Source organism: Streptomyces sp. NPDC026500 (assembly GCF_055567635.1).
Genome location: NZ_JBVHQB010000004.1, coordinates 526083 through 548819 on the forward strand (window position 1 = coordinate 526083; position 22737 = coordinate 548819).

Genomic DNA, 22737 nt, shown 5'->3' on the forward strand with positions numbered 1-22737 from the left:
GCGGGAACACCCGCGGACCCGCACCCCGGTCACCGTACAACCTGGTGTTACTTGGCCCTACTTGCCCGTCTTGCGCGCCACCGCGGCCTTGACCAGGCCCGCGAAGAGCGGGTGCGGCCGGGTCGGGCGGGAGCGCAGCTCGGGGTGCGCCTGCGTCGCGACCAGGTACGGGTGGACATCGCGCGGGTACTCGACGTACTCGACGAGCTTGCCGTCCGGGGAGGTGCCGGAGAACTGCAGCCCGGCCTTCTTCTCCAGCTCGGCGCGGTAGGCGTTGTTCACCTCGTAGCGGTGCCGGTGGCGCTCCTCGACGTACTCCTTGCCGTCGTACACCTCGCGCACGATCGAGCCCTCGGCGAGCTTGGCCGGATACATGCCCAGGCGCATGGTGCCGCCCATGTCGCCCTCGCCCGCCACGATGTCGAGCTGCTCGGCCATCGTGGAGATGACCGGGTGGCCGGTGCCGGAGTCGAACTCGGTGGAGTTGGCGTCGGGGATGTCGGCCAGGTTCCGCGCGGCCTCGATCACGATGCACTGCAGGCCCAGGCAGAGGCCGAGCAGCGGGATCTTGTTCTCGCGGGCGTACTGGATCGCGCCCACCTTGCCGGACACGCCGCGGTCGCCGAAGCCGCCGGGGATGCAGATCGCGTCGACGTCGCCGAGCTGCTTGGCCGCGCCCGCGGGGGTCTTGCAGTCGTCCGAGGTGACCCACTTGATCTTGACGCGGGCCTTGTTGGCGAAACCGCCCGCGCGCAGCGCCTCGGTGACCGAGAGGTAGGCGTCGGGCAGGTCGATGTACTTGCCGACCAGAGCCATGTTGATCTCGTGGACCGGGTTGTGGACGCGGTCGAGCAGGTCGTCCCAGGTCGCCCAGTCCACGTCGCGGAACGGCAGGTCCAGCTTGCGGACGACGTAGGCGTCCAGGCCCTCGGTGTGCAGGACCTTCGGGATGTCGTAGATCGACTTGGCGTCGATCGCCGCGACGACGGCGGCCTCGTCGACGTCGCACATCAGCGAGATCTTGCGCTTGATGGCGGTGGGGACCTCGCGGTCGGCCCGCAGCACGATCGCGTCCGGCTGAATACCGATGTTGCGCAGCGCCGCGACCGAGTGCTGCGTCGGCTTGGTCTTCAGCTCGCCGGACGGGCCGATGTACGGGAGGAGCGAGATGTGCACGACGAACACGTTGTCGCGGCCGACCTCGTGACGGACCTGGCGGACCGTCTCCAGGAAGGGCAGGGACTCGATGTCGCCGACCGTGCCGCCGACCTCGGTGATGACGACGTCGACGTCGTCGGTGGCCATGCGGCGGATGCGGTGCTTGATCTCGTTGGTGATGTGCGGGATGACCTGCACGGTGTCACCGAGGTACTCGCCGCGCCGCTCCTTGGCGATGACGGTGGAGTACACCTGGCCGGTGGTCACGTTGGCCGAGCCGTCCAGGTCCACGTCGAGGAAGCGCTCGTAGTGACCGATGTCCAGGTCCGTCTCGGCGCCGTCGTTGGTGACGAACACCTCGCCGTGCTGGAACGGGTTCATGGTGCCCGGGTCGACGTTCAGGTACGGGTCGAGCTTCTGCATCGTGACCCGCAGACCCCGCGCCTTGAGCAGCGCGCCCAGGCTGGAGGCCGTCAGTCCCTTGCCGAGGGAGGAGGCGACACCCCCGGTGACGAAGATGTGCTTGGTCGTCGTGGCTGTGCTGTTTCGAAAAGCACTGGGCGGCATGGCCAAGAGGGGGCTCCCGTGGTCGCGGTCTGGGGTGCGTGCCGGCGTGGGGCCCGGAGATTTCCGGGGGTGCCGTCGCTGCGGTTCGGGGGTTTCTTGCCCACCGGTCCACGGGCTACCAGGGTATCAGCGACCGGACGAGACTGCTTCCGGCCACGCTCCGCGCACACCTGGGCACACACCTCGCACACCGCTCACTCGATCGGCTCAGCCGGGTTGCCCGGAGCGGCACGCGGATCTTCCACGTGCGTCGTATCCTGCTCGGACACTCGCTGCCGAGCCTGTCCGGCACACGGCACCATCCCGCACGTATCCGGAACAAAGAGGGCCTGTCAGTTCGTTTCGAGACGACAATCGCATCGCCCACCGCACCGACAACTGACGTTTCGCAGCGACGCACGACGGACGTCCCCCAACATCGACGTCCCGCAGGTATCGACCATCCCATTGCGTACTGTTCCGCAGTACCTACGTTCCCTTTGACCGCAAGAGCGACCGCCCCGCGAAGGGGCGACGTGGCCGTTCGACTGGAGATGCACGTGGCCGGGCGCATCGAGGACTACGCACTCATCGGAGACATGCAGACAGCAGCGCTGGTCTGCCGGGACGGCACAGTCGACTGGCTGTGCCTGCCCCGCTTCGACTCCCATGCCATCTTCGCGGGACTGCTCGGCACGGAGGAACACGGATTCTGGCGGCTCGGCCCCGCGCACGCGGCCGACGCCCAGCCCCCCACGGCAGCGCGCCGCCGGTACCGCGGCGACTCGCTGATCCTCGAATCCGAGTGGGACACACCGCGCGGCACGGTCCGGGTGACCGATTTCATGCCCCCGCGTGACGGCGCGCCGCAGCTGATCCGGATCGTCGAGGGCGTCACGGGCCGGGTGCCGATGCGGTCGGCGCTGCGGATGCGTTTCTCGTACGGCCGTGTGGTGCCCTGGGTGCACCGGCACGAGGGGCGCACGGTCGCGGTGGCCGGACCGGACTCGGTCTGGTTCGACACGGCCTGTGAGACGTACGGCAAGGCGCTGACGACGTACGCCGACTTCACGGTGGCGCCGGGCGACCGGATCGCCTTCACGATCTCGTGGGAGCCCTCGCACAAGCAGCCGCCCGCGCTGCCGGAGCCGGAGCAGTCCCTCGAGGCGACCGAGGAGTTCTGGCGCGACTGGGTCGACCAGTGCACGTACCACGGCCCCTACCGCGAGGCCGTCGTCCGCTCCCTGATCACGCTGAAGGCCCTGACGTACGCGCCCACGGGCGGCATCGTCGCCGCGCCCACCACCTCCCTCCCGGAGGAGATCGGCGGCGTACGCAACTGGGACTACCGCTACACCTGGCTCCGCGACGCGGCCATCACCCTCTCCTCGCTGCTGCGCACCGGCTACCGCGAGGAGGCCCGCGCCTGGCGCGAGTGGCTGCTGCGCGCGGTCGCGGGCGACCCGGAGAACCTCCAGATCATGTACGGCATCGCGGGGGAACGGGAGTTGGGCGAGGCCGAGCTCGACTGGCTTCCCGGATACGAGGGTTCGGCGCCCGTACGGGTCGGCAACGGAGCGGCGCACCAGCTCCAGCTCGATGTGTACGGCGAGGTCACCGAGGCCCTGCACCTGGCCCATATGACGGGCCTGTCCCGCAACGACTACGCCTCGCTGCTCCAGTTGAAGCTGATCCGCTATCTGGAGGACCACTGGGACCAGCCGGACGAGGGAATCTGGGAAGTCCGGGGTCCGCGGCGGCACTTCGTGCACTCCAAGGTGATGGCCTGGGTCGCGGTCGACCGCACCATCAAGCTCATCGAGTCCGGGGACGCGGACGGCCCGCTGGAGAAGTGGCGCGAACTGCGCGACGACATCCACCGGGACGTCTGCGAGAAGGGCTACGACAAGGATCGGAACACGTTCACGCAGTCGTACGGCTCGAGGGAACTCGACGCCTCGCTGCTGCTCATCCCGCAGATGGGCTTCCTGCCGCCGGACGACAAGCGCGTGATCGGCACCATCGAGGCCATCCAGCGCGAGCTGTCCACCTCGGACGGTTTCATCCTGCGCTATCCGACCTCCGGCGAGGACGCGGGCGTGGACGGTCTGGAGGGCGACGAGGGCGCGTTCCTCGCGTGCTCCTTCTGGATGGCGGACGACCTCGCGATGATCGGCCGGGTCGACGAGGCCCGCAAGCTCTTCGAGCGGCTGCTGGCCCTGCGCAACGACCTCGGACTGCTGGCCGAGGAGTGGGACCCGCGCCTGCAGCGCCAGGTCGGGAACTTCCCGCAGGCCTTCAGCCACGTTCCGCTGATCGACACGGCCCTGCGGCTCACGGCGAGCGGCGCGTACGGCGGCTGAGCCCGTCCGGATCGGGCGCGGCGGAGCCGAGAGACCCGGCGCGCCCGATCCGCCGTACCCGCCTAGCCTGGAATGAGTCCTGTCCCCTCATGGAAGGGGGCGGCTCCCATGGCTCCCCTTTCGAAGGCGGGCGCGGCACTGGCCGCGCTCCGCGCCGATCTCACCGGTGACGTCGTCACCCCGGACGATCCGGGGTACGACGAAGCCCGGACGATCTTCAACGCGATGATCGACCGGCGGCCCGCCGTGATCGCGCAGTGCGAGGGCGAGGCCGACGTGACGCGTGCGGTGCGCTTCGCGCGGGAGCTGGATCTGCCGATCGCGGTGCGCGGCGGCGGCCACAGCGTCTCGGGCATGTCGCTCAACGACGGCGGTCTGGTCGTCGACCTCAGCCGCATGCACGCGGTCACCGTCCACCCCGGTTCCGAGACGGTACGGGTCGAGGGCGGAGCCCTCATGAGCCATCTCGACCGGGCCGCCCAGCCCTACGGCCTCGCGACCACCGGCGGCCGTGTCTCGACGACCGGCGTCGGCGGGTTCGTCCTCGGCGGCGGCAACGGCTGGCTGGACCGGTCCTTCGGCCTCGCCGTCGACAATCTGCTCGGCGTCGAACTGGTGACCGCCGACGGTTCGCAGGTACGCGCCACCGACCAGGAGAACCAGGAGCTGTTCTGGGCCCTGCACGGCGGCGGCGGGAACTTCGGCGTCGCCACCGCGCTGACCCTCAAACTGCACCCGCTGCCCGAGTTCTCCATCGCCATGGTGATGTTCCAAGCGGACGCCGGCCCCGACGTGGTCCGCGTCTTCCGCGAGATCATCGAGAACGGGCCGCCGGAGGTGAGCGGCGGCGTCATCTACCTGACCGGCCCGCCCAGGAGTTCATGCCCGAGCACCTGGTCGGCCGGCGGCTGTGCGGCGCGCTGGTCGCGTACGCGGGCGGCGAGGACGACATGCGCAAGGTCGCCCAGCCGCTGCTGGCGCTGCCGCACGAGGTCGAGATCGTCACCGCCCTGCCCTACCCCGACTTCCAGTGCATGCTCGACGACCCGCCCGGCATGCGGAACTACTGGTCGGCGGAGTACCTGACCGGCGCCCCCGACGACTTCGTGGACGTCTACTGCGCTCTCGGCGACGCCATGCCCGTCCCCACCGGCAACCAGCACGCGCTGTTGCCGCAGGGCGGCGCCATCGCCGCCGGACCGTCCCGGTTCCCGGTCCCCTACCGCGACGCGCCCTGGGCCGTGCACCCCTTCGGGATCTGGGAGAGCCCCGCCGACGACGAACGGTGCATCGCGTGGGTCAGGAAGGTCCGCGAGGACGTCCGGCCGTGGAGCACCGGCGCGGTCTATCTGAACTTCATCGGCGACGAGGGCGCCGACCGCGTGGTGGCCGGCCTGGGCACCGAGAACCTCCGGCGGCTGGCCGCGGTGAAGGCCGAGTACGACCCGGACAACGTGTTCCGCTTCAACCACAACATCACCCCGGTACCGGTCGCCTGACCTCGGCGCGCCCCGGCACCCCGGCCTGCGCCGTGCCTGCGCCGTTGCCGGGTGCAGGCCCGGGTGCCGGGGCGCGCCGTGCCTGCCGGGGCGCCTCCCGCGACGGCTCTCGTCACCTCCCGCCACAAGCCGGAGATGCCTCCGGAACCCGTCCGCGGGTAGCGTCCGCAGCATGGACAGCCGTTACGACACCCAAGGCGCCGGAATCACCGTGCAGCGGGCCCTTGAGCTGCCCGGACTGCGCAGCGGGCTGCCGGAGATCATCGCGGGCGCGGACCGGCTGCAACGGACCGTGCGCTGGGTGCACGCGGGCGAGGTCCCGAACATCGCCTCGCTGCTCAAGGGCGGCGAACTGCTGCTGACCACGGGATACGGTCTCGGCACCCGCCCGGCCGACCAGCGCGCGTTCGTCCGCACCCTCGCGGAGCGCGGGATCGCGGCGCTCGTCGTGGAGCTCGGCCCGCGCTTCACCCGGCTCCCGGCCGCGCTCGTGGAGACGGCGCGGTCCACCGGTCTGCCGTTGGTCCAGTTGCACCGCGAAGTGCCCTTCGTGACCGTCACGGAGGAGATCCACACCGAGATCGTCAACGGCCACTACGCGCTGCTCCAACAGGCCGAGGAAGTGCACCGGCGCTGCACCGAGGCCCTGCTCGGCGGCGGCGGAGTGCCTCAAGTCCTGCGCATTCTGGCCGACTTCAGCGGCAACCCGGTCTTCCTGGAGACGGCCGACGGACAGCTCCTGTACGCCGCCGGGGCCGGGTCCACGGGCGCCGACCCGCTCCAGGTCTGGGAGGGACTGCGCGGCCAGCACAAGGAGGAGCCGCCCGCGGGGACCACCCTGGTGGACGTGCCCGGCGGCGGCCCCGGCACCGGTTCCGTACGGGCCCGTCTGGTTCTGCTGCCCGTCGGTACACCGGTCGCCCCGGTGCACCGGATCGCCGCGGAGCGGGCCGCCGGCATCCTGGCTGTCGTGCTGATGCAGGCCCGCCAGGAGGAGGAACTGGCCGCACGGGGGCGCGGCGACTTCCTGACCGACCTCGCCGAGGGCCGTATCGAGGCCGAGGACGCGCCCGCGCAGGCCCGGGTGCTCGGCTTCAAGCCCGGCGGCAGCCCGCTCCTGCCGGTCGTGATGCGACTCGCCGACGGCCTCGCCCCCGGTGGCGGCTGGGCGGTCCTGGCCCGCGCGGTCGCCGAGGAGCTGGCCTCGGTGGGTGTCCCGGTCCTGCTGGGCGTACGTCCCGTCGAGGGCCGGGTCCCGCTGCTGCTGGGCCTGCGCTCGGAGTCGGAACGGGCCGCCGTCGCGGACCGCGTCGCGGCGGCACTGCGCGCCGGGGTGGAGCGTGCGGGCATGCAGCGGCCCGGGGCGCAGCCGCCGGTGGTGGTGGTCGGGGTCGCGGGCGGCTGGGCGGCCGCGTCGGCGGGCCTGCGGCACGCGGCGGAGACGGCGACGGCGGCACAGGGTCTGTCGGACCGCCCCTGGTACGACGCCCGCCGCCTGGACATCGACCTGTTGCTGTGGCGGCTGCGCGAGCACCCCGACCTGGCCGCCTTCGTGGAGCGCGCGATCGGCCCGCTCCGCGACCACGACGTCCGCTCCAAGCCGCCCCTGCTTCCCACCCTGCAGACGTACTTGGCGCACGCGGGCCGCAAGGCGGAGACCGCCCGCGAGCTGCATCTCAACCGGCAGACCCTCTACAACCGCCTCGCCAGGATCGGCGAGTTGCTGGGCACGGATCTGGACGACCCGCAGACGGTACTGGCGTTGAGCCTGGCCCTGCGCGCACGCAGGCATGTTCCCTAGCCGGCGCAAGTTCCCCCAGCCGTCGTCAGTCCCCTGGCCGGCGCAAGTTCCCCCGGCCGTCGTCAGTTCCCTTGGCCGGCGTCAGCCCAGCGGCCGGGGTTGTGTGAACTCGTCGTAGACGCTCAGCACTTGGGCGACCGTCTCGTCCTCGGTCGGCCAAGTGGCGGCCTGCCAGGCACCCTTCTCCCGCAGGGCCTCCTGGCGCGCGGGGTCGGCGAGCAGCCGTACGACGGCGTCGGCGAGCGCCTTCGCGTTCCCGTACGGGACGAGTTCGGCCGCGTCGCCGACCATTTCGGGGATGCCCCCGACCGCTGTGGCGACGAGCGGCACGCGCGCGTGGAGGGCCTCCTGCGCCAGCACCGAGCGCGACTCCCACCTGCTGGGCAGCAGGGCGAGGTCGGCGGCGACGAGCAGTTGCGTGACGTCTTCGCGCCGCCCGATGAGCCGGACCGGCAGCCCTTCGTCCTCGATCCGGCGCTGAAGAACGGCACGCAGCGGCCCCTCCCCCGCGATCACCAGCAGCGGCACGGGATCGAGGCGGCACCACGCGCGCGCGGCGTCCAGCAGGGTGTGGTAGCCGCGATGCCGGTCGAGCGAGCCGACCGCCATGAGCAACGGACGGTCGGTCGAGCCGAGTTCGGCCCGCACCTTGTGCCGGAACCCGTCGGGTTCGGCGGACGCGACGGGCCGCCGCGGCGCGGGGAGCGCGACGGCGGCGAGCCGCGCGTCACGCGCTCCCCTGCTGCGCGCCCGGTCCACCAGATCGGACGAGGTCCCGAGCACCACGGCGGCGGCTCTGGCGACCCGCCGCTCAAGGAGCCGCAGTACGTGGGCCCTGGCGCCGTCGGCCTCCGAGCGGGTGTGCCAGGTGACGACGAGGGGAACGCGCCGCCCGCTGAGTGCCAGCGCCGCCCGCAGCGCCGCGTGCAGCCCGTGCGCGTGCACGAGATCGGCGTCCGCGCAGGCGGCCCGCAACGCGGACACGGAGGCGGGGTCGCTGCTGCGGGGCACGGGAACGTGGTGCGCGCCGACCCCGGTGAACCCGTACACGCGGTCCGCCTCGGCAGGAGCGCAGACGGTGACCCGTACCCCCCGGGCGACCAGGCCCGCGGCCAGCGACCGCACATGCGCGCTACTGCCCGCGCTGCCGCCGCCGAGCACCTGCACGGTGCGCAGCGGCGACTGGCCGTGCGGTGAGTGGCTGCTCACGTGGCTCACGTGGCCGGGGCTCCTGGTTCGGCGTCGGACGGTCACGAGGAAACGTACAGAAGGGTCGCGCGGAGGGGTTCACCGCACGTCGTGCACCGCGTACTAGGCCAAGGATGCCAGGCCGTACGGACGTTCCGGCACCGCCATCACGACGAGGGCACGTCAGACGGGGCAACCCGGCGACGACGATCACCCGCACGAGTGATGAATAGCCCATTCCGGGGAGGGCCGAGCCGCAAGGGACCCGCGCGGCACCCGCGGCCACCCACGTAACGAAAGCCACTCCGACGCCAAAGAGGCGCCTCTCGCCCCACAAGCCACCCAGGTGTCGAAGGTGCACCCGCGCGTCGCGCGGCGCGTCCCGTGTCACGCGGCGCGTCCCCGGGTCCTCACCCCCCCGGCGCGCCCCAACGTTCTCGCCGCCATCGCCGACCTTCTCCCGGGGCCGTCGCGGCCTTGTTGATCTGCAGTGCCCGCTCCTTCATGGGCAGGGCCTGGGCTTCCTGTCCTCGGACCGACAGGTGAACAGCCGTCTGTCCCAGTACGGTTGTGAGATCAGCAACCGTTCTACTGCTGTGGTGGTCTCTGCTCACAGCCTGTACGTGCGGCACCAACGCTTGCCACTCCGGCCAGTTCCGCAAATCGTCAGGACGGCCGGAAGGCATGGGGCCCGCAGCAGGCTGAGAGCAGACTCGCTCGGGTGCGGCGGGGTGGGGAGCCTGGATCGGCCCAGGAGCCGCCTCACGCCTCGGCGTTGCGGCGAGCGGCCCTGCCCCCCCCGTAGGGGCGGGCCGCCCCGCTAGCCGTCGGAGCGGGCCGTTGCCAGCAGTTCCTCCGCGTGGGCCCGAGCCGTCTCGGAGTCCTCCTGGCCGGCGAGCATCCGGGACAGTTCGCGAATCCGCTCCTCGCCCTCCAGCACCTTCACGCCGGACCGGGTCACCGACCCGTCGTTCGTCTTCTCGACCAGCAGCTGCCGGTCGGCGAAGGCGGCCACCTGCGGCAGGTGCGTCACGACGACGACCTGCGCGGTCTTGGCGAGCCGCGCCAGCCGTCGCCCGATCTCTACCGCGGCCTTGCCGCCGACGCCCGCGTCGACCTCGTCGAAGAGATACGTCGGCACGGGGTCCGTGCCCGCGAACACGACCTCCACCGCGAGCATCACACGCGAGAGCTCACCGCCGGACGCCCCCTTGGCGATGGGCCGCGGCGGCGCCCCGGGATGCGGGGCGAGCAGCAGTTCGACCTCGTCGACACCGGCCGGGCCGTAGGCCACCGGGCGTCCGCCGACCTCCACCCCCTCCGGGTCGTCCGTCTGCCGGAGCTCGAAGGACACGCGCGCGTGCGGCATGGCGAGCGAGGCCAGTTCGGCGGTCACGGCGGCGGCGAACCGCTCGGCGGCCTCCGTACGGGCGTCCGTCAGCGCCTGGGCGAGTCCGCCCAGTTCGCCGCGCAGCGCGTCCCGTTCGGCGGTCAGTTCGTCGAGCCGGTCGTCGTCGCCGTCGAGTTCGGTGAGGCGCTCGGCGCTCCGCTCGGCCCAGGCGAGCACGGCATCGATGTCCTCGCCGTACTTCCGGGTCAGCTGGGTGAGTGCGGCGCGGCGCTCCTCGACGGCCGCCAGCCGCAGCGGGTCGGCGTCGAGGTCGTCGGCGTAGCCCGCGAGTTCACCGGCCACGTCGCCGAGCAGGATGGCGATCTCCCCGATCCGCCCGGACAGCGTGGCAAGGGCCGAGTCGTGCGACCGTACGGCCTCCAGGGCCCGGTGAGCGCCCGCGACGAGCGTGGCCGCGTCGATGCCCTCCGGGTCCTCGGGATTGCCCGCCAGCGCCGCGTGCGCGGCCGTGGCGGCCGATGCCAGCGCCTCCGCGTGACCCAGCCGCTCCGCTTCCGCCGCCAGCTCCACGTCCTCGCCCGCGCGCGGCTCCACGGCCGCGACCTCGTCGAGTCCGAAGCGCAGCATGTCGGCTTCCTGGACCCGCTCCCGCGCGCGCGTCGTGATCTCGTCCAGCTCGGCCGAGATGGCCCGCAGTCGGCGGTAGGCGCCCGTGTACTTGGCGAGCGGCACGGCGACCGCGTCACCCGCGTACCGGTCGAGGGCCTGCCGCTGCCGGGACAGCTTGAGCAGCCCCTGCTGGTCGGTCTGGCCGTGCACCGCGACGAGTTCGTCGGCGAGTTCGGCGAGCACGCCCACCGGCACCGAACGCCCGCCCAGGTGTGCGCGTGAGCGCCCCTCGGCCGAAACGGTACGGCTGATCAGCAGGACACCGTCGTCGAGCTCGGCACCCGCTTCCTCCGCCCGCACGACGGCCGTCCCGCCCGCGGGTACGCTGATCCGCCCCTCCACGACCGCGCTCTTGGCGCCGATCCTCACGAGGGCCGGGTCCGCGCGCCCGCCCAGCAGCAGCCCGAGGCTGGTGACCACCATCGTCTTGCCCGCACCGGTCTCACCGGTCACGGCGGTGAAGCCGGGTGACAGCTCGACGACCGCGTCGTCGATGACTCCGAGCGACCGTATCCGCATCTCCTCCAACACGTCCCCGACCATACGAGGTTTTCCCAGCCCCGTGCGACGCCGCCCCCCGCAAAGAGAACCGAGCGTTACCTTCCGGGGGTGATCTCGTTCGCCGTCGGCCCGCGCGGAGGCGGCCCGGCACCCGGGCGGAACCCGGGTGCCGCGCGCTCTTACTGGTGCGGCGCCCCGCGCCACCCGGAGACCGGCAGCGCGAACTTGGCGACGAGCCGGTCGGTGAAGGACGCGTGGTGCAGCCGGGCCAGCCGCACCGGCACGGCCCCGCGCCGCACCTCGACGCGCGCGCCGGGCGGCAGCTCCACCGTCCGCCGACCGTCGCACCACAGCACGCCCGGCGGAACGTGCGGCAGGACCTCCACGGCGAGTACCGAGTCCGGTGAGGTGACCAGCGGTTTGGCGAACAGGGCGTGCGCGCTGATCGGCACCATCAGCAGCGCCTCGACCTCGGGCCAGACCACGGGCCCGCCCGCGGAGAAGGCGTACGCCGTCGACCCGGTCGGGGTCGCGCAGACGATGCCGTCGCAGCCGAACCCGGTGACGGGCCGCCCGTCGATCTCCAGCACCACTTCGAGGAGCTTCTCGGCGGACACCTTCTGCACGGCCGCCTCGTTCAGCGCCCAGTCGGTGTGCACGATGTCGCCGTTGCGGTGCACGACCACATCGACGGTCATCCGCTCCTCGACCTCGTACGCCTTGGTGACGACCCGGTCGACGACCTTGTCCAGGTCGTCGCGCTCGGCCTCGGCGAGGAAGCCGACCCGTCCGAGGTTGACGCCGAGCATCGGCACCCCGGACGCGCGGGCGAACTCGGCGCCGCGCAGCAGCGTTCCGTCACCGCCGAGGACGATGAGCAGCTCGCAGCCGTCGAGACACTGCGGAGTCGCCTCCTGGACCAGCTCCACCTCGTGCGGCAGCGGCAGATCGGCCGCCTCGGCCGCGAGGACCCGTACGCCGATCCCGGAGCGCAGCAGCCCCTGGACGACCAGCTCGGCGCTGCGGATGGCTGCCGGCCGCCCGGTGTGGGCCAGCAGGAAAACAGTACGAGCTCGGGTCTGTGTCAACGCGGCCCCTCCGCCACTGCACGGTCAACGTCGGCCGGGTCGAGTTCGGGTGCCCCGGCACGCAGCCACAGAAAGTACTCGACGTTGCCCGACGGTCCGGGCAACGGGCTTGCGGTCACACCCTTCACTCCGAGCCCCAGCTCGTGGGCCCGGCCCGCCACGCCGCGCACGGTCTCGGCGCGCAGCTCCGGGCTGCGCACGACGCCGCCGCTGCCCAGCCGGTCCTTCCCCACCTCGAACTGCGGCTTGACCATCATCACCAGGTCGGCATCCGGCGCCGTGCACCGCGCGAGGGCGGGCAGCACCAGTCCGAGCGGGATGAAGGACAGATCCCCGACAACAAGGTCCACGGGCTCCCCATCGATCGCCTCCAACGTCAACTCGCGTACGTTCGTACGGTCCTTGACGGTGACGCGTTCATCGCTTTGGAGAGACCAGGCGAGTTGTCCGTAACCGACGTCCACGGCGACGACATGGGCGGCGCCCGCGCGCAGCAGCACGTCGGTGAAGCCTCCGGTGGACGCGCCGGCGTCCAGCGCCCGCCGTCCCTCCACCTTCAGGCCCTGCGGCCCGAAGACGGCGAGCGCGCCGGCGAGTTTGTGTCCGCCGCGCGAGACGTAGTTGGGGTCGCTGTCGTCCTTGCTGACCACGATCGCCGCGGCGGTCTCGACCTGCGTGGCGGGCTTGGTCGCGAGGGTCTTGCCCACGCTGACCCTGCCCGCGGCGATCAGCTGTCCGGCGTGCTCGCGCGAGCGGGCGAGCTTCCTGCGGACCAGCTCGGCGTCGAGGCGGCGGCGTGCCACTCCTGCCACGTTCGGTTCAGCTCCTGCGGTCGTACGGCCATGGACGGATGTGCCCCGAAGGGTCTCATTGAGGGGCGGCGGTCGGGCGACCGGCGGGAGCCGGAGCTCCCGGGCGGACGTCGAGCGCGGTGAGCGCGTCGCGCAGCCCCCGGTGCACATCCTCGTACACCTCGACGTGTCCGTCCGTGGCGAGGTGGTCGGCGTCGGCCAGCCGGTCGAGCTGTGCGTCGACGTCGGCGTTGCCCGAGGGGACGCGCGGGACGTTCAGCGCGGCCGGTGCGGCCGGGTCGTACGCGGGTTCCGGCTCCGCTTCGGCGGGCGAGCCGGGCTCCGCCGCGGTCACGGCCTCGGGGAGCTCGCCCTCGGGGACTGAGTCGTTCATGCCCCGACGCTACCGCGAAGAGCTGCGGTACCGTCGATCACGATGGCGACGACTGAGGAGTGCCGCACCGCACTCGACAAGCTTTCGGACAACATGGCGAACGCCGAAGGGGACGTACGCACCGCTGCGGCCCTGGACCGCTCGCTGAGCTGCCGTATCACCGACCTGGACATCACCTTCGTCGGCCGCCTCAGGGGCGGCCGGATCGAGGTGCTCGACACACTCCAGGGCCCGCCCCCCGAGCGGGCCCAGATCCGTCTGACCATGAACGGCGACGACCTGGTGTCCATGGTGAACGGCGAGCTGAACTTCGCGAAGGCCTGGGGCTCGGGCCGGGTGAAGCTGGAGGCGGGTCTGCGTGACCTGTTCCGGCTCAGGACCCTTCTGTAGCGGTCGCGGCGGCGCGGACCCTCGCCCGGCGTGCCGCGGGCACCACGAGCGGGGTCCCGGTCTCCGGGTCGTCGATGACCCGGCAGCGCAGCCCGAAGACCTCCTCGACCAGGTCGGCCGTGACGATGTCGCCCGGCGCGCCCTCGGCGATGACCTCGCCGCCGCGCAGGGCGATCAGGTGGGTGGCGTACCGGGCCGCGTGATTGAGATCGTGCAGCACGGCGACCAGGGTGCGGCCCCGCGTCTCGTGGAGCTCGGCGCACAGGTCGAGGACGTCGATCTGGTGCTGGATGTCGAGGTAGGTCGTCGGCTCGTCCAGGAGAAGCAGCGGGGTCTGCTGCGCGAGCGCCATCGCGATCCACACGCGCTGGCGCTGACCGCCGGACAATTCATCGACATAGCGATCGGCGAGCTCGGCGACACCGGTCGAGGCCATCGACTCCTGGACCACCCGCTCGTCCTCCGCCGACCACTGGCGCAGCAGGCCCTGGTGCGGGTAACGGCCCCGGCCGACGAGGTCACCGACCGTGATCCCGTCCGGCGCGATCGACGACTGCGGCAGCAGCCCGAGAGTGCGGGCCACCTTCTTCGCGGGCATCGACTGGATGACCTGTCCGTCGAGCAGCACCCGCCCCGCCGAGGGCTTCAGCATGCGCGAAAGGGCGCGCAGCAGTGTCGACTTTCCGCAGGCGTTCGGGCCGACGATCACCGTGAAGGAGTGGTCGGGGATCTCCACGGACAGCTTCTCCGCGATGACGCGCTGGTCGTAGCCGAGGGTGACATCGTCGGCGGACAGGCGGTTCACAGTGCTCCTTGGGGTGTTCTCGTACACCTGGTCGTTCCCACGCGCCCCGGTCTTCTGGTCGCTCGCACGCGCCCCGGTCTTCGATCCGCTCACGGCAGGGCCCGCCGGGCCGCGCGCAGCCGGATTCGCCAGTCCGCTCGCCGTTGGGCTCCCCGGGCCGTTCGCAGCCGGGCGTGCCGGGCCGCTCATATCCGGCCGGCCTTGCGTTCGGTGACCAGCAGCCACAGCAGATAGAGGCCGCCGAGGACGCCGGTCACGACGCCGACGGGCAGCTGGTCGGCGCCGAAGGCCCGCTGCGAGGCCCAGTCGGCGACGATGAGCAGGGTCGCGCCCATGCACATCGACGGCACCAGGTTCGGTCCGGGCGACCGGGTGAGCCGCCGGGCCAGCTGCGGCGCGGTGAGCGCCACGAAACCGACCGGTCCCGCCGCGGCCGTGGCACCCGCGGTGAGCAGTACGGCGGCCACCATCAGCAGCAGCCGCGTCCGCTCGACGCTCACTCCGAGGGCGTACGACACGTCGTCGCCCATTTCCATCATCCGCAGCCCGCGCGCGTTGCCGAGCACGACGGGGACCAGGACGGCGCACATGATGAGCAGGGGCCAGACCTGGGCCCAGTCACGGCCGTTGAGGGAGCCGGTCATCCAGACGACGGCGCGGGCCGCGTCGACGATGTCCGCCTTGGTGAGGAGGTAGCCGTTGACCGCCGTGACGATCGCGGAGACACCGATCCCGACCAGGACCAGTCGATAGCCGTGCACTCCCCGCTTCCACGCGAGCAGATAGATGGCGAGCCCGGTCACGAGTCCGCCGACGAGCGCCCCTAGGGCGACCTCGGTCGCGCTGCCCGAGTACAGCACGATCATGATGAGCGCGCCGGCCGTGGAACCCTGTCCGAGGCCGAGCACGTCCGGGCTGCCCAGCGGATTGCGGGAGATGGACTGGAAGAGCGCTCCGCCCAGTCCGAGCGAGGCCCCCACCAGCAGCCCGACGAGAACGCGCGGCAGCCGCAGGTCGTTGACGATGAACTCCTGGCTCGCGCTGCCGTCGCCGGCCAGGGTCTTGAGGACATCGCCGGCCGGGATCGGGAAGTCGCCGGTGCCGATGAGCACCACGCTCGCGGCGGAGGCGGCCACCAGCAGGAGCACGACCACGGTGAACGCGCGGATGTCGAGGCGGACGGACAGTCCGAGCCCGCCGCCCGTGCGGACGGACCGGACGCGGCGCGCGGGAAGTGCCGGGACGCGTGATGCGCGGGCAGTTCGGATACGGGGGGTCGTCACAGCTGCGCCGCCCTCCGTCGCCGTACGAGAAGGATGAAGACCGGACCGCCGAGCACCGCGGTGACGATGCCGACCTGAAGCTCCGCCGGCCGGGCGACCATCCGCCCGAGGACATCGGCGCCCAGCAGCAACACGGGCGACAGGACGGTGGCGTACGGCAGGATCCAGCGCAGGTCGGGCCCGGTGAAGGAGCGGACGACGTGCGGGACCATCAGCCCGACGAACACGATCGGTCCGCAGGCGGCGGTCGCGGCGCCGCACAGCACGGTCGCGGCGGCCATGGACAGCGCGCGGGTGCGGTTCAGGTCGGCGCCGAGCGCGCGGGCGGTGTCGTCGCCCATGGCCACCGCGTTCAGCGGCCGGGCGAGGGCCAGCGCGAGAAGGGTGCCGACGGCGAGGAACGGGGCCACTTGCCTGATCGTCGAGTCGGTCGCCGAGGCCAGCGAACCGACCGTCCAGAAGCGCATCTTGCCGAGCGCCGCGTCATCCATGATCATCACGGCCTGCAGATAGCCGTACAGCGCGGCGCTGATGGCGGTTCCGGCCAGCGCGAGCCGCACCGGGGTCGCGCCCCGGCTGCCGCCCAGGAACCAGACCAGCGTTCCGACCGCGGCCGCCCCGACGAAGGCGAACCAGACATAGCCGCTCAGCGAGGTGACACCGAAGTACGTGATCGCGGTGACGACCGCGGCGGACGCGCCGGCGTTGATGCCGAGCAGACCGGGGTCGGCCAGCGGATTGCGGGTGAGCGCCTGGAGGACGGCACCGGACAGCCCGAGCGCGGCGCCGACGAGCAGCCCGAGCACGGTACGGGAGACGCGGTCGCCGACCACGACGTCGGAGTACGTCCCCGAGTCGTGGAACAGGCCGTGCCACACCTGGTCCAGCGGCAGCGCTTTCGCGCCGATCGCGATGCTCGCCAGCGCGACCAGCGACAGGAGACCCACGGAGAAGAGGAGCCCAAGGGTCCGTATCGCCCGGCGGGTTGGGGGCGCGGGGGCGGTTTCCGCGCACTGCTCAGGGAGACTGTCGACCAACACGAAGTTAGGTTAGCCTACCCTCGCATCGCCTATCGATCGGCCTGCGCACCCGGCCCCGCACCGAAGCCCAGCTCAGCTCCTGCGCTTGGCCTGCATCCACTGCGGGGCGAGCGCTGTCACCGGCACCCGGCACCCGCGCCGCTCCGCGCGACACCCTTCACGGGTCATGGGATCCGCACCCCACGATGTGCGAGCGCCTGCACAGGTACTGACGTCGCCACCCTGATGGGCGAGCACCTGCACCGGTACCGACGTCAGATGGGCGCGCCTCCACCGGTACCGACGTCCCCACCCACGATGAGCGAGCGTCTCCACCGCTACGGGCGTACCCACCCGCTCCGGTGCGTGGAGGGTGACTAAAGGCCCAGCCGCGCCAGCGCCTTCCCCCCGTCCAGCTCGCAACTGCCCTCTCTCGCGGCCGTCCACGCCGCCGCGCACAGGGCCCGCAGACCGTCGAGGGCCTCGCCCTCGCCCGCCAGCTCGAATTCCTCGCTGCCCGCCGTCGCCGTCCAGCCGCCGCAACGGAACCCGGCGCCCGCTTCGACGACCTCGGGCTGCCCGGTGAGCATCCCGCGCAGATCGGCGTCGACATACGTCGGCCTGTGCCGCGGCGGGGCGGCGAGAAGTTGCGCGCCGTCCGTCACGCCGGTGAGGACGAGCAGCGAGTCCACCTCTCCGTTGAACGCGCCCTCGATGTCCGTGTCCAGCCGGTCACCGACCACCAGCGGCCGCTTCGCCCCGGTCCGAAGAATCGTCTCGCGGTGCATCGGGGGGAGCGGCTTACCCGCCACCTGCGGCTCGGCACCCGTGGCGATGCGCACGACCTCCACCGCCGCGCCGTTCCCGGGCGCGATCCCGCGCGCGCCCGGAATCGTCAGATCCGTGTTGGAGGCGAACCAGGGCACGCCGCGCGCGATGGCGTAGCACGCCTCCGCGAAGCGCGACCAGGTCAGATCGGGACCGCCGTACCCCTGTACGACCGCGACGGGCTCGTCCTCCGCCGAGTCGACCGGCTCCAGCCCGCGCTCACGGAGCGCGACCCGCAGTCCGTCACCGCCGATGACCAGCACGCGCGCGCCCGCGGGGACCTGCTCGCTGATGAGCCGGGCCACGGCCTGCGCCGAGGTGATGACGTCCGAGGCCACCGTCGGTATGCCCAGCTCCGTGAGGTGCTCGGCGACCGCGTCCGGAGTGCGCAGCGCGTTGTTGGTGACGTAGGCGAGGTGCATGCCGCCCGCGCGCGCCGTCCCGAGGGACTCCACGGCGTACGCGATGGCGTGACCGCCCGCGTACACCACCCCGTCCAGATCCAGCAGCGCCGTGTCATACGCCTCGCTCAGGGCCTGGCCACTGCCTTCGGGCCGCGTCCTGACGGTCTGGCTCATTGCACATCGCTCCTCGTTCGATCCCTTTGCCCCGATCATCGCGCATGCCACTGACACACTTACGATGCCCCAATGAACTATGCAGGTCCCGAGGAGGAAACACCGGCAGGGAGCGGCCTCGAACTCACCCCGTTCCGAGGCGTGCGCTACGACCCCGACCGGGTCGGCAGCCTGGCCGCCGTGACATCCCCGCCGTACGACGTGATCGTCCGGCCCGACGGACTGCTCGAACTCGAATCGGCCGACCCGTACAACATCGTCCGGCTGATCCTCCCGCAGGACGGCACCCCCGCCGCGCGCAACAGGCAGGCCGCCGACACACTGCGCGACTGGCTGTCGGAAGGCGTTCTGGCGGCCGATCCCGAGCCGGGCCTGTACGTGTACGAGCAGCGCGACGGCGACCATCTCCAACGGGGCGTGATCGGCAACCTGCGCCTGTCCGAGCCGGCCGACGGCGTCGTCCTCCCGCACGAGGACGTGATGCCGCACGTCATCGCGGACCGCGCGGCCCTGATGCGTGCCACGTCCGCCAACCTCGAACCCCTCCTGCTGACCTATCGCGGCAACGGCTCCGGGTACGGCGCGGCCGCCGTCATCGAACGGACCGCCACCCGGCCGCCGCTGCTGTCCACCACCACGGAGGACGGCGTCAGCCACCGTCTGTGGGCGGTCACGGATCCGGCGGGACTCTCGGAGATCCGGACAGATCTCGGCCGGCACCAGGCCCTGATCGCCGACGGCCATCACCGCTGGGCGACGTATCTGCGTCTACGCGCGGAGCATCCCTCGCCGAGCCCCTGGGACTACGGTCTGGTGCTCCTGGTGGACACCGCCCGCTACCCGCTGCGCGTCCGGGCCATCCACCGCCTGCTGCACCGCCTGCCGGTCGCCGAGGCGCTGGCCGCCCTCGGGGACTCCTTCCGCGTACGCCACCTCGACGTGCCCCTCCCCGAGGCGCTGGAGGCCCTCTCCTCGGCGGCTGCCGAGGGAAACGCCTTCCTCCTCGCCGGCGACGGCATCTTCCACCTCGTCGACCGCCCGTCCCCGGAGCTCCTCGCCCGTACGATCCCGGCCGACCGTCCGGAGGCCTGGCGCACACTGGACGCCACGGTCCTGCACGCCGTACTCCTCGACCATGTGTGGGGCATCCCCGAGGACTCCCCCGCACACGTCGCGTACATCCACGACACGAGCGCCACGGTCGAGAAGGCGGAACGCGACGGAGGCACGGCCGTCCTGATGCACCCGGTCCACGAGGAGGTCGTACGCGATCTCGCCCGCCAGGGGGTGACGATGCCGCGCAAGTCGACGTCCTTCGGCCCGAAGCCCGCATCGGGACTGGTCCTGCGGGCGCTCGCGCCCTGAAGGGTCGCGGGCCCCTGAAACGCCACGTGGGCGGCGGTACACCTTCCGGTGTCCCGCCGCCCACGTGTTTGCGCCGAACTTCCGGCGTCAGCTCTGAGGAGGCTGAGGAGCGTCGTCCTCGCGGTCGTCCTCGTCGTTGCCGAGGTCGTCGTCCTCGTCCTCGTCCTCGAGGTCGTCGACGTCGCCCGTGATCCCGTCCGCGGTCACGGACTCGATCTCGTCGTCGTCGTCCTCGTCGTCGTCCTCATCCTCGTCGTCGTCCTGGTGCTCGTCCTCGGCGCGGGCCTCTGTCCCGGCCTTGGACGCGGTCACCTGGCCGCTCTCGGCCTCGTCGTCGTCCTCGACGAGCGCGTCGACGAACTCGACACCGTCCATCTCGGCGAGCCGGTCGGAGGCGTCCGTGCTGCTGTCCTTGTCGGACTCGACGGTCTTGGCGAACCACTCGCGTGCTTCGCCCTCACGCCCGGCGGCGAGGAGCGCGTCGGCGTAGGCGTACCGCAGTCGCGCGGTCCAGGGCTGGACGGAGTTCGAGGCGAGCTCCGGGCTCTGAAGGGTGACGATGGCGGCTTCCAGCTGGTCCATGTCGCGCCGGGCACCGGCCGCCACGAGCCGCATCTCGACCTGGCTCGCCTTGTCCAGCTTCTGAACCTCGGGTGCCCCGGCCATCTCCAGCGCCTTCTCGGGCCGGCCGAGACCGCGCTCGCAGTCCGCCATCACGGGCCACAGCTCCACGCTGCCGGTCATCCGGCGCGCGGCGCGGAACTCGGCGAGCGCCTCGCTGTACTTCTGGTTCGCGTACGCGGCGAATCCGGCCGCCTCGCGCACGGCGGCGACACGCGACGCCAGCCGCAGGGCGATCCGCGAGTACGCGTAGGCGCCCTCGGGGTCCTCGTCGATGAGCCGGGCCACCATCACCAGGTTGCGGGAGACATCCTCGGCAAGGCCCTTGGGCAGGCTCTGGAGCTCCTGCCGCACGTCCTTGTCGATCTCCTCGCCGGTGACGTCGTCCGGGATCGGCAGCCGCTTGATCGGCTCACGGTCCCGCTCCCGCTCGTCGCGGAAACGGCCGCCGCCGCGCCTGTCGTCGCCTCCACGGTCGTCGCGACCACGGAAGCCACCGGGGCGTCCGCCCCGGTCGTCGCCGCGCGGTCCACCGCGTCCCCGGTCGTCACGGCCACGGAACCCACCGCCCCGGCTGTCGTCACGGCGGAACCCACCGCGGTCGTCATCGCGACGCGGGGTGCTGGGCCGGTCGTCGCGACGGAAGGGCGGACGGTCGCTGTCCCTGCGCTCGTCACGACGGAAATCGCTGCCGGCACGGTTGTCGTCGCGGCGGAATCCGCCACGGTCGTCATCACGGCGCGGGCTGCTGGGCCGCTCGTCACGACGATCGTCGCGACGGAAACCGCCACGGTCATCGCCGCGACGCTCGTCACGACGGAAGTCGCCGCCACCGCGGTTGTCATCACGAGGGAAGCTACCGCGATCGCCGTCACGGCGGTCATCGCGACGGAATCCACCGCGGTCGTCGTCACGACGCGGGGTGCTGGGCCGCTCGTCACGGCGGAAGGGCGGACGGTCCGCGTCGCGACGGGGGCCGCGGTCGTCGCGACGCGGGCCGCGGTCGTCGTCACGGCGGAAGCCGCCGCCGGCGCTGCTGCCGCTACCACGGTCGTCGCGACGGAAACCGCCGCCACTGCCACCGCCACGGTTGTCGTCGCGACGGAAGCCACCGCCGCTACCGCCACCACGGTTGTCGTCGCGACGGAAACCACCGCCACTGCCACCACCGCGGCTGTCGTCACGGCGGAACCCACCGCCACCACCGCTGCTGCCACCACGGTCGTCGCGACGGAAACCGCCACCAGAACTGCTACTGCCGCCACCGCGGTTGTCGTCACGGCGGAAGCCGCCGCCGGCGCTGCTGCCGCTGCCACGGTCGTCGCGACGGAAGCCACCGCCGCTACCGCCACCGCGGCTGTCGTCACGGCGGAACCCACCGCCACCACCGCTGCTAGCGCCACCACGGTCGTCGCGACGGAAACCGCCACCACTGCCACCGCCACGGTTGTCGTCGCGACGGAAGCCACCGCCACTGCCACCACCGCGGCTGTCGTCACGGCGGAACCCACCGCCACCACCGCTGCTAGCGCTACCACGGTCGTCGCGACGGAAACCGCCGCCACTGCCACCGCCACGGTTGTCGTCGCGACGGAAGCCACCGCCACTGCCACCACCACGGCTGTCGTCACGGCGGAACCCACCCCCACCACCGCTGCTAGCGCCACCACGGTCGTCGCGACGGAAACCGCCACCACTGCCACCACCGCGATTGTCGTCGCGACGGAAACCACCACGGTCGTCATCACGACGCGGGCTGCTGGGCCGATCGTCACGGTTGAAGGCAGGACGGTCCCCGTCGCGGCGCGGACCGGACGCACGGTCGTCGCGGCGCGGACCGCTCGGACGGTCGTCACGGCCGCCGGCGCCGCCGCGGCTGTCGTCACGGCGGAAACCACCGCGGTCACCGCCGCGGTTGTCGTCACGCCGACCGGAGCCGCCGCGGTCGTTGTCTCGGCGCGGGCCCCCGCGGTTGTCACCGCGGTCACCACTGTCACGACGGCGCTGGTCGCGCTCCGGTCGCTCGTCGGGAGAGTTGGTGGACATGGTGACTCCTGTCATCGGTACCGCAAGTCATTCTCGCGCAGCCGGGTACTCGGCGCGCTTCGGAAAAAACAAAAAAAGGACCCCTGGTTCCAGCGAGTCGCTGGGACCAGGGGTCCTCCAAAGATTGTTCGGCGGCGTCCTACTCTCCCACAGGGTCCCCCCTGCAGTACCATCGGCGCTGTGAGGCTTAGCTTCCGGGTTCGGAATGTAACCGGGCGTTTCCCTCACGCTATGACCACCGAAACCCTGTCAGACACCCCGTCATAAACGAGGTCTCGAACGGGCAGCGAACAAGCACACTTTTCAATTAAGTAAGTGGAACTGTTCAGCCAGCACAACCGTTCGTTGTCTGGGAACTACACAGTGGACGCGAGCAACTGAGGACAAGCCCTCGGCCTATTAGTACCAGTCACCTCCAGCGGTTACCCGCCTTCCAGATCTGGCCTATCAACC

At 71.7% G+C, this 22737-nt stretch carries 15 protein-coding genes, 1 rRNA gene and 2 pseudogenes; 5 read left to right on the forward strand and 13 right to left on the reverse strand.

Going from position 1 to position 22737, the window contains the following annotated elements; translation table 11 throughout:
• Positions 1-57: 57 nt before the first annotated feature.
• Positions 58-1725: a CTP synthase gene (locus ACZ4N5_RS10610; RefSeq protein WP_467756738.1), complete on the reverse strand. Its 1668-nt coding sequence runs from the start codon at positions 1723-1725 to the stop codon at positions 58-60.
• A gap of 539 nt (positions 1726-2264) precedes the next feature.
• On the opposite strand from ACZ4N5_RS10610, the gene ACZ4N5_RS10615 reads away from it, so the two are divergent.
• From ACZ4N5_RS10615 to ACZ4N5_RS10625, 3 genes and pseudogenes are all read left to right on the forward strand, one after another.
• Entirely contained in the window at positions 2265-4067 is a 1803-nt protein-coding gene (locus ACZ4N5_RS10615; RefSeq protein ID WP_467756739.1) for a glycoside hydrolase family 15 protein, read from the forward strand.
• A 108-nt stretch (positions 4068-4175) separates the two neighbouring features.
• A pseudogene (locus ACZ4N5_RS10620) lies at positions 4176-5566 on the forward strand (FAD-binding oxidoreductase).
• Between the two features lie 172 nt (positions 5567-5738).
• Positions 5739-7367, forward strand: a complete 1629-nt coding sequence (locus ACZ4N5_RS10625) for a PucR family transcriptional regulator (protein WP_467756710.1) — start codon at positions 5739-5741, stop codon at positions 7365-7367.
• A gap of 81 nt (positions 7368-7448) precedes the next feature.
• Here ACZ4N5_RS10625 and ACZ4N5_RS10630 read toward each other — a convergent pair whose 3' ends face one another.
• The 5 genes from ACZ4N5_RS10630 to ACZ4N5_RS10650 all read right to left on the reverse strand — a co-directional run bounded on the left by ACZ4N5_RS10630 (position 7449) and on the right by ACZ4N5_RS10650 (position 13349).
• The gene (locus ACZ4N5_RS10630) at positions 7449-8585 is read right to left on the reverse strand and encodes a glycosyltransferase family 4 protein (RefSeq protein ID WP_467756711.1); all 1137 of its coding nucleotides are present in this window, start codon (positions 8583-8585) and stop codon (positions 7449-7451) included.
• Between the two features lie 790 nt (positions 8586-9375).
• Positions 9376-11118, reverse strand: a complete 1743-nt coding sequence (recN, locus tag ACZ4N5_RS10635) for a DNA repair protein RecN (RefSeq protein WP_467756712.1) — start codon at positions 11116-11118, stop codon at positions 9376-9378.
• A 137-nt stretch (positions 11119-11255) separates the two neighbouring features.
• A complete protein-coding gene (locus ACZ4N5_RS10640) occupies positions 11256-12164 on the reverse strand; it encodes an NAD kinase (protein ID WP_467756713.1) in 909 nt (302 codons plus the stop codon).
• Positions 12161-12976: a TlyA family RNA methyltransferase gene (locus ACZ4N5_RS10645; protein WP_467756714.1), complete on the reverse strand. Its 816-nt coding sequence runs from the start codon at positions 12974-12976 to the stop codon at positions 12161-12163. The genes ACZ4N5_RS10640 and ACZ4N5_RS10645 overlap by 4 nt, the downstream gene beginning before the upstream one ends.
• Before the next feature lie 55 nt (positions 12977-13031).
• Entirely contained in the window at positions 13032-13349 is a 318-nt protein-coding gene (locus ACZ4N5_RS10650) for a hypothetical protein (RefSeq protein WP_467756715.1), read from the reverse strand.
• A 42-nt stretch (positions 13350-13391) separates the two neighbouring features.
• Here ACZ4N5_RS10650 and ACZ4N5_RS10655 point away from each other — a divergent pair, with 42 nt between their 5' ends.
• A complete protein-coding gene (locus ACZ4N5_RS10655) occupies positions 13392-13739 on the forward strand; it encodes an SCP2 sterol-binding domain-containing protein (protein ID WP_467756716.1) in 348 nt (115 codons plus the stop codon).
• Here ACZ4N5_RS10655 and ACZ4N5_RS10660 read toward each other — a convergent pair.
• From ACZ4N5_RS10660 to ACZ4N5_RS10675, 4 genes are all read right to left on the reverse strand, one after another.
• A complete protein-coding gene (locus ACZ4N5_RS10660; protein ID WP_467756740.1) occupies positions 13723-14571 on the reverse strand; it encodes an ABC transporter ATP-binding protein in 849 nt (282 codons plus the stop codon). The genes ACZ4N5_RS10655 and ACZ4N5_RS10660 overlap by 17 nt on opposite strands.
• Positions 14572-14729: 158 nt before the next feature.
• Complete coding sequence (locus ACZ4N5_RS10665) at positions 14730-15812, reverse strand: FecCD family ABC transporter permease (RefSeq protein ID WP_467756741.1); 1083 nt, start codon at positions 15810-15812, stop codon at positions 14730-14732.
• Between the two features lie 11 nt (positions 15813-15823).
• Positions 15824-16867, reverse strand: a complete 1044-nt coding sequence (locus tag ACZ4N5_RS10670) for a FecCD family ABC transporter permease (protein WP_467756717.1) — start codon at positions 16865-16867, stop codon at positions 15824-15826.
• A gap of 356 nt (positions 16868-17223) precedes the next feature.
• Positions 17224-18252: an HAD hydrolase-like protein gene (locus tag ACZ4N5_RS10675; protein WP_467756718.1), complete on the reverse strand. Its 1029-nt coding sequence runs from the start codon at positions 18250-18252 to the stop codon at positions 17224-17226.
• Between the two features lie 72 nt (positions 18253-18324).
• On the opposite strand from ACZ4N5_RS10675, the gene ACZ4N5_RS10680 reads away from it, so the two are divergent.
• Positions 18325-19617 carry a DUF1015 domain-containing protein gene (locus tag ACZ4N5_RS10680; RefSeq protein WP_467756719.1) on the forward strand — a complete coding sequence of 431 codons (1293 nt, stop codon included), beginning with the start codon at positions 18325-18327 and terminating at the stop codon, positions 19615-19617.
• 87 nt (positions 19618-19704) lie between these two features.
• Here ACZ4N5_RS10680 and ACZ4N5_RS10685 read toward each other — a convergent pair whose 3' ends face one another.
• From ACZ4N5_RS10685 to rrf, 3 genes and pseudogenes are all read right to left on the reverse strand, one after another.
• Positions 19705-20592 carry a tetratricopeptide repeat protein gene (locus ACZ4N5_RS10685; RefSeq protein WP_467756742.1) on the reverse strand — a complete coding sequence of 296 codons (888 nt, stop codon included), beginning with the start codon at positions 20590-20592 and terminating at the stop codon, positions 19705-19707.
• 72 nt (positions 20593-20664) lie between these two features.
• Positions 20665-22284: pseudogene (locus tag ACZ4N5_RS10690) on the reverse strand (hypothetical protein); the annotation flags it as partial.
• Positions 22285-22410: 126 nt separating this feature from the next.
• A 5S ribosomal RNA gene (gene rrf, locus ACZ4N5_RS10695) occupies positions 22411-22527 on the reverse strand.
• Positions 22528-22737 lie beyond the last annotated feature (210 nt).